This window comes from Faecalicatena contorta (genome assembly GCF_001404335.1).
In the GTDB taxonomy this organism is placed as follows: Bacteria; Bacillota; Clostridia; order Lachnospirales; family Lachnospiraceae; genus Faecalicatena; species Faecalicatena contortus_B.
Map to the genome: position 1 here is coordinate 46,804 of NZ_CYZU01000012.1, position 16,304 is coordinate 63,107.

At 49.2% G+C, this 16,304-nt stretch carries 11 protein-coding genes; all 11 read right to left on the reverse strand.

What is annotated here, in order from left to right; genetic code table 11:
* Nucleotides 1–78 precede the first annotated feature (78 nt).
* The 11 genes from ARB69_RS08165 to ARB69_RS08215 all read right to left on the reverse strand — a co-directional run bounded on the left by ARB69_RS08165 (nt 79) and on the right by ARB69_RS08215 (nt 16,174).
* On the reverse strand, nt 79–534 hold the full coding sequence (locus ARB69_RS08165) for a chemotaxis protein CheW (RefSeq protein WP_050641945.1): 456 nt from the start codon (nt 532–534) through the stop codon (nt 79–81).
* Nucleotides 525–2,531, reverse strand: coding sequence for a chemotaxis protein CheA (locus ARB69_RS08170; protein WP_055152532.1), 2,007 nt, complete (start codon nt 2,529–2,531; stop codon nt 525–527). The genes ARB69_RS08165 and ARB69_RS08170 overlap by 10 nt, the downstream gene beginning before the upstream one ends.
* A gap of 4 nt (nt 2,532–2,535) precedes the next feature.
* The gene (locus ARB69_RS08175) at nt 2,536–3,486 is read right to left on the reverse strand and encodes a diguanylate cyclase (protein ID WP_055152534.1); all 951 of its coding nucleotides are present in this window, start codon (nt 3,484–3,486) and stop codon (nt 2,536–2,538) included.
* A 46-nt stretch (nt 3,487–3,532) separates the two neighbouring features.
* Nucleotides 3,533–4,009, reverse strand: coding sequence for a chemotaxis protein CheD (locus ARB69_RS08180; protein ID WP_050641947.1), 477 nt, complete (start codon nt 4,007–4,009; stop codon nt 3,533–3,535).
* Nucleotides 4,010–4,013: 4 nt separating this feature from the next.
* Nucleotides 4,014–4,625 (reverse strand): chemotaxis protein CheC, encoded by a 612-nt coding sequence (locus tag ARB69_RS08185; RefSeq protein WP_050642756.1) that lies wholly within the window; start codon nt 4,623–4,625, stop codon nt 4,014–4,016.
* A gap of 14 nt (nt 4,626–4,639) precedes the next feature.
* On the reverse strand, nt 4,640–6,322 hold the full coding sequence (locus ARB69_RS08190) for a methyl-accepting chemotaxis protein (protein ID WP_055152581.1): 1,683 nt from the start codon (nt 6,320–6,322) through the stop codon (nt 4,640–4,642).
* Between the two features lie 28 nt (nt 6,323–6,350).
* The gene (locus ARB69_RS08195) at nt 6,351–6,716 is read right to left on the reverse strand and encodes a response regulator (protein WP_050641948.1); all 366 of its coding nucleotides are present in this window, start codon (nt 6,714–6,716) and stop codon (nt 6,351–6,353) included.
* Nucleotides 6,717–6,743: 27 nt separating this feature from the next.
* Nucleotides 6,744–7,565, reverse strand: coding sequence for a CheR family methyltransferase (locus ARB69_RS08200; protein WP_050641949.1), 822 nt, complete (start codon nt 7,563–7,565; stop codon nt 6,744–6,746).
* Complete coding sequence (locus ARB69_RS08205) at nt 7,558–8,346, reverse strand: hypothetical protein (protein WP_050641950.1); 789 nt, start codon at nt 8,344–8,346, stop codon at nt 7,558–7,560. Before ARB69_RS08205 ends, ARB69_RS08200 begins: the two co-directional genes overlap by 8 nt.
* 329 nt (nt 8,347–8,675) lie before the next feature.
* The gene (rpoC, locus tag ARB69_RS08210; RefSeq protein WP_055152536.1) at nt 8,676–12,302 is read right to left on the reverse strand and encodes a DNA-directed RNA polymerase subunit beta'; all 3,627 of its coding nucleotides are present in this window, start codon (nt 12,300–12,302) and stop codon (nt 8,676–8,678) included.
* A gap of 14 nt (nt 12,303–12,316) precedes the next feature.
* The gene (locus ARB69_RS08215) at nt 12,317–16,174 is read right to left on the reverse strand and encodes a DNA-directed RNA polymerase subunit beta (RefSeq protein ID WP_050641952.1); all 3,858 of its coding nucleotides are present in this window, start codon (nt 16,172–16,174) and stop codon (nt 12,317–12,319) included.
* Between the last annotated feature and the right edge of the window lie 130 nt (nt 16,175–16,304).

Here is a 16,304-nt window from a genome sequence, read left to right on the forward strand (position 1 = left end):
ATACAGAATACATGAGCCGGGCTGTACTGATCATCCAGTACAGCCCGGCTCATGTATTTTACTGCCGGTACTTTATTTCTAAACGCGTAGATAATCTTCCTGGAAATACCTGGCCAGATTCAGGATTGTTTTTTCCAGGTCTACAACAGTATAGAGTTCTTCTTCTGCCTGAAGAATTGCCTTTTCGATCCAGATCTCCATGAGCGGCCCGGCCTCCGGTCTCTGTATCTCTCTGCAGTTTTCCACAGAAAGGATATAGGGCTCACCCCAAAGTTCAATGCCGAGCTGATAATCCCGGTACCGGCAGACAATTACAATATGTCTGGCCGATGATTTCTCTTCCAGGTCTTTGGTGTGAATAACCGGTATTATCATCCCTTTATAATTGCATACTCCTGTAAAACATTCTGGAAGACAGGGAATTTTCGAGATTTGCAGCCCGGGACATATCTCTGTAATATAAGGAAATTCAAAGGCGTATTTTCTTTCTCTGCCCTGAATGCAGAGCAATTCCGTAGTATTCTCTAATTCCATAGGTTCCCTTTCTCATATAATCCAAACAGCATCTCCAGATCCAGCGCAGTACATACCTTGCCGTTTCCCATAATACTCATACCGCTGACTCCCGTCTTTCTTCGGAAGTCAACCCCGAAGAGAGCCGGCAGCTGTTTTACAACAATTCTCTTTTGTTCATACATACGGTCTGCCATGATGCATCCCTCTTTCTCCGTACCGTGCACATAGACAAGCACCGCAGAATCCGGGCTCTCCCCTTCCAGGCCGTAGAACTTCCGGAGGTCAATCATTGGCACCATTCTGTTCTCAAACAGGATGTAGGAACAGCCTTGATTCTCCTGTATGTTTTTTTTATTTTCTCCATACTCCAGAAACTGATACACGTAGCGTGCAGGCATGGAGAAACGGTATTCGCCCACACGGAAACGAATGCATTCCATGGTAGCCAGTGTCAGCGGCACGGACAGCGTAAATGTACTTCCCCTGCCCTGCTCGCTTTCAATGAAAATATTGCCTCCCGCACTTTCCAGGACGCTTTTTACCACATCCATTCCCACGCCGCGGCCGGAATACTCAGACACTTCCTCTTTCGTGGAAAAGCCGGGCTGCAGGATCAAATCCAGAATCTCCTGGCGGCTGTACTCTTCCACAGGCTTGGTCAGCATGCCTCTTTCTTTGGCCTTCGCGCATATCTTCTCCTGATCCAGTCCCCGACCGTCATCTGCTATAGAGATCAGAACCTCTCCCACGGTACTCTCCACAGAAAAGACCACCTTTCCCCGGCGGTCTTTTCCGGCGGCAGTCCGCTCTTCGGGGGATTCGATTCCATGATCCACTGCATTTCTGATCAGGTGTACCAAAGCCTCGGACACATAGTCCACCACACTTTTATCAGCTTCTATATCTCCACAGTTGGAAACAAACTCCACTTCCTTATCTTCATCCCTGGAGATATCCCTCAGAATCCGCCTCAGCTTCGGCACGATCCGGTCGAGAGGCACCATGCGCATCTCCATCACAGTCCGCTCCACCTCACTGACAAGGCGTTCAAGCTGGTGTGCAGCCCCTTCCCTGATATCGTCCATACCGTTGGATTCCAACTGGTTCTCAAGGGACATCATTTGTATCAGCATCTCTCTTGCCAGATTCTGCAGTTGGTCCAGCCTGTCGCTTCGCACACTGAGAAACTCTGCTTCTTTATTCTCTGCGGCTTCCCTGCCCTGCTGGTTCGCCTCTTTTGGCGCCGGCGCTGGCAGACGCTCCTGGATAACCCTGCACGTCTCCACAAAGAGTCCCCGTTTCAGAATCTCCAGTACTTCTTCTTTGCGTTCGCTTACAAAGCGGATCATCAGGCCCTGTTCGCTGATGATCCCGGAAGTTTCCGGAGCATGCTCCAGATCGGAAGGATATGTCTCCAGATCGCTGCACATTCCTTTCATCTGCCGGACCAGCATAAAGGCCCTGACATTCTCCATTCTGCAGCCTTCTTCAAACAAAATCTGCACAATAACGCCATTCTTTGCCGCCATTTGAGGCGGTATCACATCCTGTTCTGTCTCAGGAATCTCCTCTTTTGTCTCCTCCTGTTCTGACACCTGGCCATTGCTGATCCGGCTCAGATATGCGTCAGCATTTTCCTCCAAAGCCTCTGCATCTCCCGGAACGTAATCCGGCTGAACCATGCGTTTGAGCTCATCTTCCATATAATCCAGCACGGCGAACAACAGGTCAAACAAGTCCGAAGGCACCTCTTTGATCTCTCCTTGCTGCTCCCTGTAATACGAGAATAAATCCTCCACCTTATGCGCCAGAGAGGACAGCTGTTTCAACCCCATCATTGCGGATGAACTCTTTATCGTATGCATTACACGGAAAATACTGTGGATATCTTCTTTTGAGAAGGCATTTTTCCTCTCAGTGTCCAACAGGACAGCACTCAGCTGCCCTGTCAATTGTTCTGCCTCCAGCAAATATACCTCTAACATCTCTTCTGCATCCGCATCAAAAAATCCCATATTCTTATTCCGCCTGTTCTATGTTCTCATACCATACACTACAGTTTTTCCCATGTCTCTTACCATAGTATAAAGCCTGATCCGCCTTCTCCACACATTCCTCGATCCCTTCCTGCCGCCCATACACATGCATTCCCAGCGTAATGGTACAGGAAAATGTATCACTTCCACAGTTTATCTGAAATCCCTCGACTTCTTTACGGATTGTCTCACTGATCTGGAATGCCTCCGTCTCCGTCACGTTAAACAATGCAACCAGAAACTCCTCGCCGCCCCAGCGCACCACCTTATAATCCCTGCAGATCCCTTCCATGATGTTTGCAATACAGACTAGCGCCATATCACCCGCTTCATGCCCATATGTATCATTCACCATCTTAAAGTTGTCTATATCCGCCAGTATCAGAACGTTCTTCCGTTCCTCCCCTGTACATTTGGTGATATCTTCCACAAGGTCTCCAATCACGTATCTCCGGTTATAAAGCCCCGTTAGCCCATCCCGAAACGCCATATAATTTAATTTTTCCATATTGGAGAGCAGTTCCTTGTTCTGCCTGTCCAGCTCATCCTTCTGCAGCTTAAGCTGAAGATGCGTATTCACTCTGGACATCAGTTCCCCTTTTACAAAAGGCTTTTTAATATAGTCACAGGCTCCCATATTGAAGCCCCTGACTACGTCATCGTCCTTATCTTTTGAAGTCAAAAATATAATGGAAGCGTTATTCTTATCTGCTTCCTTTAGTTTTGGAAACAACTCATAGCCGTCTGTGTCCGGCAGAACCACGTCCAGAAGAATCAGGTCCGGCTGATACTGCTTTATCATTTCCTGTGCCTCCTGCCCCGTATGCGCCTCGCATATAAAGACAGCGGCATCGCTCAGCGCAGCCCGTATCTGCTTGCATATAAGCAGGCTGTCATCCACTACCATTACTATTTTTTTCATCTCCGTATCCATCATTCTTCCTCCATCGTTATCCATCTATTTCTACCTGCAGCCAGGATCACAAACGCTTAACAGGGTGGCGTACCGTGCTCACTTCCATTATCCCGTCTTCCGCTGAAAATGTTATCGTACGCCCATAATTGCTTCCTGTGTCCTCCGCTGTAAGACGTATTCTTTCCTCAGACAATACCTGTTTTACTCCTATCACATTCCGTTGACCAATATCCCAATCATTCTCCGCAGTGCCGAACATCTTGGCACCGCCTGCAATTTTTGCCGTAATATACCGTCTCTGTGCGCCTTGTCTGCACATCTCATCCAGCAGCTTTCTGGTGCCGTCAGCTGCAAATTTATATTCATTTTTCTGCCCAACTGCATAGGTCCTGTCCGGCAGAATAATATGGGCCATACCTGCGATCCGGATTTTTACATCATACAGGCAGACTCCCACGCAGGAACCCAAAGCATAGGATACCAGCAGTTGACCGGGTCTTGCAGTTTTTCCCTCGGAAATCCCAACTATAATCTTCTCCATAGGTCTACTCCCTGAGTTTTTTAAGCATCAAATCCAGCGAATCCAGTTCCGGCCAGAATAAAATCCGCCCTACAAACGCATACTCTCCCATATGGAATATATTTTCAATCAGCAGAATGCTGTCGCTTACCTTCAGGTGCCTGGCCAGCGGAACCCCCAGTATGGCCCCGCCCATGTCAATACAAAGATCAGGCACCGACACATCTGTTTCCATTCCTGTCAGTTCTGCCAGAGCGCGTATGTAAGAACCGCACATGATGTTCCCCAGTTCGCTCAGCAAAGACCGCTCCATTTCATCCAGACACGTCAGGCAGCGGTCCGGCTCACCCAGCATCGTTTTCAGGATTGCTTTGGTAAACGCTTCGTCTATCAGGAATAAAAACATCCCCTGCAGTTCCCCGCTCACCTGAACCAGGATCCCAGTCTGCACTGCTTCCTGGATTCCCAGTGTCTCAAATACATCCTGATATCTTACCAGGCGGATACTCGGTATTCCTATCTCAATTACATGCCCCATCATCGCTGAAAGCGAAGAAACGGCATTGCCCGTTCCGATATTGCCCAGTTCAGCCAGCATATCCCTTGTTTCATTATCTAAATCAGTATAAATATTCATACGTGCCACTTCTCTCATTCCTGTATTTCAAACTGCTCCACCAGTTCTTTCAGCAGCTGCGCCTGAGCGGAAAGCTCTTCGCTTGCCGCTGCGCTTTCTTCAGATGTCGCCGAATTCCCCTGGACAATATCTGAAATCATCTCCACACTCTTTCTGATCTGTGTAATTGCCACTGCCTGCTGCGTACTCAATTCGGATATCTGATTGACCATATCATTGACTTTCTGTGCCCCCTCTACAGAATCCTGAAGCGTGTTTGCCGTAATTGCAACCGCTGAACTTTCTTCCTCTACAACCTCTGCATTCTTCTCGGCCAGTTCCGCTGTCAGCTTGGATGCCCCGGCCGTCTTCGAAGCAAGCCTGCGCACTTCTCCCGCTACCACAGCGAACCCTCTGCCGGCCTCTCCCGCGCGGGCTGCCTCTACTGCGGCATTAAGCGCCAGTATGTTCGTCTGGAATGCAATGTCCTCAATCTCCTTCACAATTCCTGCAATTTCTTTTGAGTTTGCTCGTACTTGCTCAATACCGTCCTCTAACCGCCGCATCTGGTTATTGTTTTCCAGAAGCTTCCTGCCCACATCCTCCGCAAACGCTCTGGACATCACGGCGTTCTCAGCGTTTATCTTCACGCTTTCTGCAATCTCATTGATGCTGACAGCCAGCTCTTCGATAGAACTTGCCTGTTCCGCTGCCCCCTGTGCCAGTACCTGTGCCCCATTTGAAACCTGTTCCGCCCCTCCGGATACCAATTCGGCACTGCTGCTGATCTGTTGGATTGAACTGCTCAGCATGGCGCCGATATCCTCCATAGACCTGCCCAGCATTATAAAGTCCCCTTTAAACTCTACCCCGCTGTGATAGTTCAGCCTGCCTTCCCCAAGCGCACGCATCCCTTTTTGTATCTCTGATACATAAAGATTCAGGGAGTCCGCTGTAATACGTATATCATCTGCAAGTTCTCCAAATTCATTTTCAGACTCATAATCCAGGTTGATGCACAATTTCCCGTTTGCGATCTGATTTGCTGCATCCTTTACCTCCCGGATCGGCCTCACTACGCTTCTAGTGATAACGGTCCACAGCCCTATGGTGATCAGAATACATACAGTGGCCAGAATAAACATAATTGAAACGATACGTCTGCTCATCGTGGCAGCTGTATCTACACTCTCTTTCACATCCGCCTTGCATGCACTTATCACTGCTTCCAGTGCATCCCTTGTAACCTGAGACTGGGGTTCGTACTCGTTATAGTACGCCTCAAAGGCAGCACTGTCATCTCCCGCCTCGAGATAAGCAAAAACCTGGTCCCTTTTTGTTTTTAACTGTGTAAACTGCGGGGTCAGCTCTTCAACCTCTTCCTTACCGCTCACATAGCCTGTACGTAGGAATTCCGCGCACTGATCGACATTTGCTGCATATTCTTTCGTCCTCTTCAAATATTGCGCTCTATCGACGGCATTATCCGTTGTCGAAAGAATCAAAAGATTTCTTCCTATGCTCTGCATATCCGCTATCATCTCCATTGAAGCCTCCATATTGGCAAAAGGTTCCGTATACAGCTTTTCAATCCTGTCCGACAAGCTTCTGATATTCACAACCGCTGCGCTTACGGTAATCACATAAAGCACGACGATACTTGCAAATGCCACGATCAGTTTCTTTCCTACTTTCAGATTCTCAAAATGTTTTTTCATCCGGCAATTCCTTTCATTCATCCCCCTGTTAATCTCCAAGGCAGTATTTTACGACCTTCAGCAGCTCTTCCTTTTTAAATGGCTTTACGATAAATTCCTTTGCCCCTGCCAATATCGCTTTTTGAATCATCATCTCCTGGCCTATGGCAGAACACATCACAACTTTCCCCTCCGGACGTATGCGCATAATCTCTTCCAAGACTTCCATTCCGGACTTTCCTGGCATCGTGATATCAAGGAGCACAAGATCCGGCATCTCCTTCTGATACATCACGATTGCTGTTTCGCCATCTGCCGCCTCAACTATTGATGAAAATCCGCCGCCTTCCAATGCATTGCGTATTGTCTTCCTCATAAACATCGCGTCATCCACGATCATAATTTTCTTATCCATGTATTCTCCTCTTCCCTTTTGTTAGATTTATCCCTTTACGCCGCCGTTCTTCCTGTACACCGACGGATATACCTGCTCGAGCGTCGTCTCGTCACGGGATAAAAGCTCCGCGTGGCCGATAAAAAGATATCCGCCTGGATTCAGGCTCTCCTCTAAGCGTGCAACCAGTTGTTGTCTGGACGCTCTGTCAAAATAAATCATGACATTCCGGCAGAATATGAGATCAAACCGGGAAGCTTCCGTAAGCGCCTCCATAAGGTTATGCTTCCGGAAACGGATATTGTACTTGAGATTATCATCTATCCGGAAACTGTCCCGGTCCATATCCATACAATACTTCTCCTGCCATGCCAGAGGGATGTTTTCTATCTCACGGCGCGGATATATCCCCTTTTCCGCCTTGCCAAGCACCTCTTCCGATATATCTGTTGCCAGAATTCTGGTGCTGACGGCCATATTGTGTTTCTCTTTAAACTCATCCAGGCACATAGCCAGCGTGTAGCATTCCTCACCTGTGGCACATCCTGCACACCATATCTGGCAGATCCCGTACTTCTTGCCAAACAGTTCGGGAAATACCTTATCCGCCAGAATAGAAAAATGCACGGATTCACGCATAAAATATGTATAATTTGTGGTCAGCCTGTTCACCATGCCGCCCGCAATCTCTCCCGTACCGTCACTTCTCAGAAGCTTCATGTACTGCGCAAAAGAGGTGACCTGATACCGCTCCAGTTCTTTGGACATCCTGCACTCAATTAGCACTTTCTTTTTATCCAGGTTTATGCCGTAGTGTAATCTGAAATATTCTACAATATCCGCAAACTCCGGCTCTGTCAGCCTAATCACATCTCTTCTCCCCCACTCCGTTTATCACTGGCATCAGATCATCCAAGAACTCTTCCTGTGCGCCTATATCAGCGCATGGTATTCCTATCATACAATCCTCCTGCTCCAGGAGTATTCCGCATGTGTACTCCATGCTTTCCGCACCGACCTGTTTTGTTCCGCTCATCTTAGCCGGATTATAATAGACCGCAATTTTCCCCTGATAGTCTGCTATACCCAGGATCTCTTCCGCTGCCCCGGGTACGCGCTGAATCATAGGCCTGCTGATCACTGCGGTTACTCTTTGTTTGTCTGCGTACAACTGCCTGCTGCCATACTCCAGTCTGATATAGGTGCTGCCAGGCATCCTATCCGGCACGCCGGGCTTCATCCCCCTTTTGACTTCTGCGGATTTCTCCGGCTTTGCCAATATCCCGGGATCCAATGCATATGCCCATACCGCCTCTTCGTTTTTCAGCTTATAGGCGGCTTTCAGATATCTGTTCCCGCTGCAAAGCACCAGATCCGGCAGAGGTATCAATTCCTCGTCGTCCACCTCCAGCATACCGCTTATATGCTCTACCAGCAGCCTGTGACCGCCCTCCTCTTTTAACAGTATTATATATTGTCTGTCGGACTTCCCCATACACCCGCTGCCGCCTGTCATTTGGGATACATCGGCAACAGGCAGGCCATCGGGGATAGTCCGTCCGTCCAGTATTCTCTCTATCTTAGAAACAGGAAGCAGATAATTGAGACCGTCTGTGCTAATAAGCAGATATAGTTTTTCTAAACCGTCCATTTTTCTACCGCCTTCCCTACAATACAGTTAACCTAACTATACTGCATTTTTAGGGGAAACTCAAGATCAGAGTTCTTTTATTTGCTGTTTTATCCCGCCCTCTATTTTCTATCTTTAGCATATTATATTTATGAACAGCAAAAGACTATCTTAAATAAGGCTTATCAGCAATAATTTCCCCTTAATCTTAAAAACAGACCCCGTGATCAGCGCCAAAGAGTATGTTCCTCTCCAGCCTGCTCACAGGGTCTGTATATTATGCCTTATTCTGCAGTTAACTGCGGATCCGCCCGAAGGGCATGCGTTACGGGGTGCCCCTTGGGTATACTTTATTCTTCCCCAAAGACCAGTTCTTCGTCAAGCTCCAGTTCTTCATCAAAGTCAATCTCATCATCGAGTTCAAGCTCTGTGCTTAACTTCACATCACGGTATTTTCTCATACCCGTACCTGCCGGAATATGTTTACCGATGATGACATTCTCTTTCAGACCGATCAGGTGGTCCACCTTACCCTTGATTGCTGCCTCTGTCAGAACCTTCGTCGTCTCCTGGAAGGATGCCGCTGACAGGAAGGAATCTGTTGCAAGAGAAGCCTTGGTGATACCAAGCATGATCTGTTCGCCTGTTGCAGGCTCTTTGCCTTCCGCCTCCAGCTGTTCATTCACTTCGGTGAATTCCAGGACATCTGCCATGGTTCCGGGCAGGAATTCGCTGTCTCCTCTTTCCTCGATGCGGATCTTCTTCAGCATCTGGCGCACAATGACCTCAATATGCTTATCGTTGATCTCAACACCCTGCAGACGGTATACACGCTGCACTTCCTGGATCATATAATCCTGTACCGCACGCAGTCCCTTAATCTTCAGGATATCATGCGGGTTCACGCTACCTTCTGTCAGCTCGTCACCGGCTGCCAGCTTCGCGCCGTCCTGAACCTTGATACGTGAACCGTATGGGATCAGATATGCCTTGGATTCGCCTGTCTCGTCGTTTGACACGATGATCTCGCGCTTTTTCTTTGTATCGCTGATGGTTGCAGTTCCTGCAAACTCAGTAATAATCGCCAGACCTTTCGGTTTTCTTGCCTCAAAGAGCTCCTCGACACGGGGAAGACCCTGTGTGATATCGTCACCGGCAACACCACCCGTATGGAACGTACGCATGGTCAGCTGTGTTCCAGGCTCACCGATGGACTGTGCGGCAATAATACCGACGGCCTCACCGACCTGCACCGCTTCGCCCGTAGCCATGTTTGCCCCATAGCACTTGGAGCATACACCGTTCTTGCATTTACAGGTAAGAATGGTACGGATTTTTACCGTATCTAAAGGATCACCCTTCGCATTCACACCCTTTTTCATGACTCTCTCCGCACGTCTCGGAGTGATCATGTGGTTTGCTTTCACAAGAATATTCCCGTCTTTATCTCTGATGTCCTCGCAGGAGAAACGTCCTGTAATACGCTCCTGGAGACTCTCAATCTCTTCATTTCCGTCCATGAATGCCTTGACATACATTCCCGGAATATCTTTGCCTTCCTCCGCACAGTCGCTGTCGTGGATGATCAGTTCCTGTGACACGTCGACAAGACGTCTTGTCAGGTATCCTGAATCGGCCGTACGAAGAGCTGTATCGGACAGACCCTTACGTGCTCCGTGCGCAGACATGAAGTACTCCAGTACGTCCAGACCTTCACGGAAGTTGGACTTGATCGGCAGCTCGATGGTACGGCCTGTCGTATCCGCCATCAGACCACGCATTCCGGCAAGCTGTTTGATCTGCTTATCGGAACCACGGGCTCCGGAATCGGCCATCATGAAGATGTTGTTATACTTATCCAGACCGGACAGCAGGGCCTCCGTTAGTTTATCATCGGTTGCCTTCCAGGTCTCGACTACTTCTTTGTAACGTTCTTCCTCCGTGATCAGACCACGCTTGTAGTTCTTTGTGATCCTGTCCACAGTATCCTGTGCTGCCTCAATCATCTGCGGCTTCTCAGGCGGCACGGTCATATCGGAAATGGATACGGTCATCGCTGCTCTTGTTGAGTATTTGTACCCGATCGCCTTTACATCATCCAAAACCTCTGCAGTCTGTGTTGCGCCGTGGGTATTAATGACTTTTTCCAAAATCTGCTTCAGCTGTTTCTTACCCACGTGGAAGTCTACTTCCAGCAACAGCTCGCTGCCTTCGGCCTCGCGGTCTACAAACCCCAGATCCTGAGGGATAATCTCGTTAAACAGCAGTCTTCCAAGTGTTGCATCGATCACTCCTGTCTTCTCACTTCCGTCCGGCATGGTCTTCTTTACGCGGACCTTAATTCTGGAGTGCAGGGTAATATATTCATTTTCATAGGCCAGGATGGCTTCGCTCACGCTCCTGAAGAACATGCCCTCGCCCTTTGCTCCCGGTCTTTCCTGGGTCAGATAGTAGATACCAAGCACCATATCCTGGGAAGGAACGGCAACAGGGCCGCCGTCCGACGGTTTCAGCAGGTTATTTGGTGAAAGCAGGAGGAAACGGCATTCTGCCTGCGCCTCCACTGACAGGGGCACATGGACAGCCATCTGGTCTCCATCGAAGTCGGCATTGTAAGCCGTACATACCAGCGGATGCAGCTTGATCGCCTTACCTTCTACAAGGATCGGCTCAAATGCCTGGATTCCCAGCCTGTGCAGCGTGGGGGCACGGTTCAGCATAACCGGATGCTCTTTGATCACTTCCTCGAGCACATCCCATACTTCAGGCTGCAGCCTCTCAACCATCTTTTTCGCATTTTTTATATTGTGGGCTGTCCCGTTCGCTACGAGTTCTTTCATCACGAATGGCTTAAACAGCTCGATTGCCATCTCTTTCGGCAGACCGCACTGATAGATCTTCAGCTCCGGCCCAACCACGATAACGGAACGACCGGAATAGTCAACACGCTTTCCGAGCAGGTTCTGGCGGAAACGTCCTGATTTACCTTTCAGCATATCGGACAGGGATTTCAGCGCCCTGTTTCCAGGTCCTGTTACCGGGCGGCCGCGGCGGCCGTTGTCAATCAGGGCATCCACTGCTTCCTGCAGCATACGCTTCTCATTGCGGACGATGATATCCGGTGCTCCCAGTTCCAGCAGTCTCTTCAGACGGTTGTTTCTGTTGATAATTCTCCTGTACAGGTCATTCAGGTCGGATGTCGCAAAACGTCCGCCGTCCAGCTGTACCATAGGGCGCAGATCCGGCGGGATGACCGGAATTGCGGTCAGGATCATCCACTCGGGCTTGTTTCCGGATTCCCGGAATGCCTCTACAACTTCCAGACGCTTTACGATTCTCGCACGTTTCTGTCCGGTGGCATTGGTAAGCCCCGCCTGCAGTTCGGTATATTCCTTCTCCAGATCAATTGCCTGGAGAAGTTCCTGGATCGCCTCGGCTCCCATTCCTACACGGAAGGAACCATAGCCCCATTTTTCTTTTTCTTCCTGGTACTCGGCCTCTGACAGTACCTGTTTGTACTGCATATCCGTCTCACCCTTGTCGAGAACGATGTAGGAGGCAAAATACAGCACTCTCTCCAGTGTCCTCGGTGAAATGTCCAGGATCAGGCCCATACGGCTCGGGATTCCTTTAAAATACCAAATGTGGGATACCGGCGCCGCCAGGGCGATATGCCCCATGCGCTCACGGCGCACGGAAGCCTTTGTCACCTCGACTCCGCATCGGTCGCAGACCACGCCTTTATAGCGGATCTTCTTGTACTTTCCGCAGTGGCATTCCCAGTCCTTGCTTGGTCCGAAAATCTTTTCGCAGAAAAGCCCGTCTTTTTCAGGTTTCAATGTTCTATAGTTGATGGTCTCCGGCTTTGTTACCTCGCCCCTTGACCAATCCATTATTATATCCGGTGAAGCCAGCCCGATTTTGATCGCATCAAATGTTAACGGTTGGTATTGTTGTTCATTATTACTTGTTGGCATATAAATGGCTCCTCCTATTCTTCGTCATCCACAAACTCATCTAATTCGACATCGGCGTCATCGTCAAAGTCGTCTTCTTCAGGTTCCACGTCCTCAAGTTCTTCTCCAACAAACTCCTGCTCCGTAAATCCATGCTCCCCGTAAGGTTCGTTTTCATCACGGTATTTTCTGTCGCCTTCGATAATAGAGTGCAGATCAGTCTCGCCATAATCCACGGTTTCCATAATCTCAACTTCTGTATTGTCATCCCTCAGTACGCGTACATCCAGCGCCAGTGACTGGAGCTCTTTTAAAAGTACTTTGAAGGACTCCGGTATGCCTGGTTCCGGGATGTTCTCGCCCTTGATGATGGCTTCATACGTCTTCACACGTCCGACAACATCATCGGACTTCACGGTCAGGATCTCCTGCAGAGTATAGGATGCACCGTATGCCTCCAGGGCCCATACCTCCATCTCTCCGAAACGCTGTCCGCCGAACTGTGCCTTACCGCCCAAAGGCTGCTGTGTAACCAGTGAGTAAGGGCCGGTAGAACGTGCATGGATCTTGTCGTCTACCAGATGATGCAGCTTCAGGTAATGCATGTGCCCGATGGTAACCGGACTGTCGAAAAACTCTCCCGTACGGCCATCGCGCAGGCGCACTTTACCGTCGCGTGTCAGCGGAACTCCCTTCCACAGCTTTCTGTGCTCTCTGTTATCTGAAAGATATTCCAGCACTTCCGGAAGCAGTTCGTCGCCGTGCTTAGCAGCAAATTCTTCCCACTCCAGATTGACATAGTCATTTGCCAGATCCAGGGTGTCCATAATGTCGATCTCGTTCGCCCCGTCGAATACCGGTGTGGAAATATTGAATCCAAGCGCCTTAGCGGCAAGACTCAAATGAATCTCAAGTACCTGTCCGATGTTCATACGGGAAGGCACGCCCAGCGGATTCAGCACAATATCCAGCGGCCGTCCGTTCGGCAGGTAAGGCATATCCTCTGCCGGCAGCACACGGGAAACAACACCCTTGTTACCATGACGTCCGGCCATCTTATCCCCGACGGAAATCTTTCTCTTTTGTGCGATATAGATACGTACTGCCTGATTAACACCAGGAGACAGTTCATCGCCGTTTTCTCTTGTAAATACTTTGGCATCCACGATGATACCATATTCACCATGAGGCACCTTCAGGGAAGTGTCTCTTACTTCGCGGGCTTTCTCACCGAAAATCGCACGCAGCAGTCTCTCTTCTGCTGTCAGCTCTGTCTCTCCCTTCGGAGTTACCTTGCCGACCAGAATATCCCCTGCACGCACTTCCGCACCAATGCGGATGATTCCCCGCTCATCCAGGTCTTTCAGCGCGTCATCGCCGACACCCGGAATATCTCTTGTGATCTCTTCCGGCCCCAGCTTTGTATCACGGGCCTCCGCCTCATATTCTTCAATATGCACGGAAGTATACACGTCGTCCTGCACAAGCCTTTCGCTCAGCAGTACGGCATCCTCATAGTTGTAACCTTCCCATGTCATGAAACCGATCAGCGGGTTCTTTCCAAGAGCCATCTCACCGTTGGAAGTGGACGGACCGTCTGCAATTACTTGTCCTTCCTCCACCCTCTCACCTTTGTCTACGATCGGTCTCTGGTTGTAGCAGTTGCTCTGGTTACTTCTTAAAAACTTGGTCAGTTTATAGGTCTTCTTGGTTCCGTCATCGTGGCGGATTGTGATATCCGTCGATGTGGAACGCTCAATGACACCGGCCTTTTCTGCAACGATGCAGACACCGGAGTCTACTGCGGCCTTTACTTCCATACCTGTTCCGACAACCGGAGCCTCCGTGGTAAGAAGCGGCACCGCCTGACGCTGCATGTTGGATCCCATCAGCGCACGGTTGGCATCGTCATTTTCCAGGAAAGGAATCAATGCTGTCGCTACGGAGAACACCATCTTCGGGGAAACGTCCATGAAATCAAACTTGCTTCTCTCGTACTCCTGTGTCTCCTCTCGGTAACGTCCGGATACATTTCTGTGGATGAAGTGGCCTTCCTTATCCAGAGGCTCATTGGCCTGTGCCACATGGTAATTGTCTTCCTCATCCGCCGTCATGTAGACTACCTCTTCCGTGACGATCGGATTCTCCGGATTTTCCTTATCTATCTTGCGGTACGGAGCCTCGATGAATCCATACTCATTGATCCTTGCATAAGTTGCAAGGGAGTTGATCAGACCAATGTTAGGACCTTCAGGGGTCTCAATCGGACACATTCTTCCATAATGGGAATAGTGAACGTCCCGCACCTCGAATCCGGCACGGTCTCTTGACAGACCTCCCGGTCCCAATGCGGACAGACGTCTCTTGTGTGTCAGCTCACCGAGCGGGTTATTCTGGTCCATGAACTGTGACAGCTGGGAAGAACCAAAGAACTCTTTTACAGCTGCGGTTACCGGCTTGATATTGATCAGTGACTGCGGAGAAATTCCTTCCTGGTCCTGTGTGGTCATCCTCTCGCGGACTACTCTCTCCAGCCTGGACAGACCGATTCTGTACTGGTTCTGGAGGAGTTCTCCTACCGCACGGATACGTCTGTTGCCCAGATGGTCGATGTCGTCGTCATTTCCCATTCTGTACTCCAGGTGAATGTTATAGTTAATAGAAGCTAAAATGTCTTCCTTTGTGATATGCTTTGGAATCAGATCGTGGATATCTCTGCGGATTAAGTGCTTTAATTCCTCGATGTCTCCGCCGCTCTCCTCCAGGAGCCCCTCCAGTACAGGATAGTATACCTGTTCTGTAACGCCGGCTTCTCTTGGATCAATGTCTACGATTGCCTGAAGGTCTACCATCATATTAGAAAGAATCTTAATGTTACGTGACTCTTCTTCTCCTTCTACCCACAGATAAGGTACAGCTGCATTCTGTATGGTATCGGCAAGTTCCCTTGTGATGACCGTTCCCTTTTCCGCAACGATCTCCCCGGTCAGAGGGCTTACTACATCTTCTGCCACTCTCTGTCCCTTGACACGGTTCTTGAGCGCCAGTTTCTTGTTGAACTTGTAGCGTCCAACCTTTGCGAGGTCATAACGTCTTGGATCGAAGAACATACTGGTGATCAGGCTTTCTGCGCTGTCCACTGCAAGTGGTTCGCCTGGTCTTATCTTTTTATATAACTCTAATAAACCTTCCTGATAGTTCTCGGCTGTATCTTTGCCAAAACTTGCAAGGATCTTTGGCTCTTCACCAAACAGGTCGATGATTTCTGCATTTGTTCCGATACCCAGTGCACGGATCAGCACAGTGATCGGCACCTTTCTCGTTCTATCTACACGTACATAAAAAACGTCATTGGAGTCTGTCTCATATTCAAGCCATGCACCACGGTTTGGGATGACTGTTGCGGAATAAAGTTCTTTTCCCAGTTTATCGTGGGCAATCCCGTAATAGATACCCGGGGAACGAACCAGCTGGCTTACGATTACACGTTCCGCACCGTTGATTACAAAGGTGCCGGTCTTCGTCATAAGCGGAAGATCTCCCATAAATATTTCATGCTCGTTTATCTCATCGTTGTCTTTGTTGTAGAGCCGTACTCTGACTTTCAAAGGCGCAGCGTATGTTGCATCACGTTCTTTACACTCTTCGATGGTATACTTTACGTCATCCTCGCAAAGCGTAAAATCGACAAATTCCAGACTCAGATGACCGCTGAAGTCAGAGATCGGGGAAATATCGTCAAACACCTCTTTCAGTCCTTCATCCAGAAACCACTGGTACGAGTCTTTCTGGACTTCGATTAGATTCGGCATCTCTAATACTTCTTTTTGTCTGGAATAGCTCATGCGTGAACTTTTTCCGTTTGTGATGGGACGAATTCTGTTTTTCTCCATTGACGTTTCACTCCTCATATATTTTTTGGCGGGCTACGAGTCGCCCTTCGTTAGTTCTCTTAATCAGGAAAAGAGCCCTGTGACGTAAAGACAGTCACTACAATGGCATACCTTTCCACAATAGCGCATT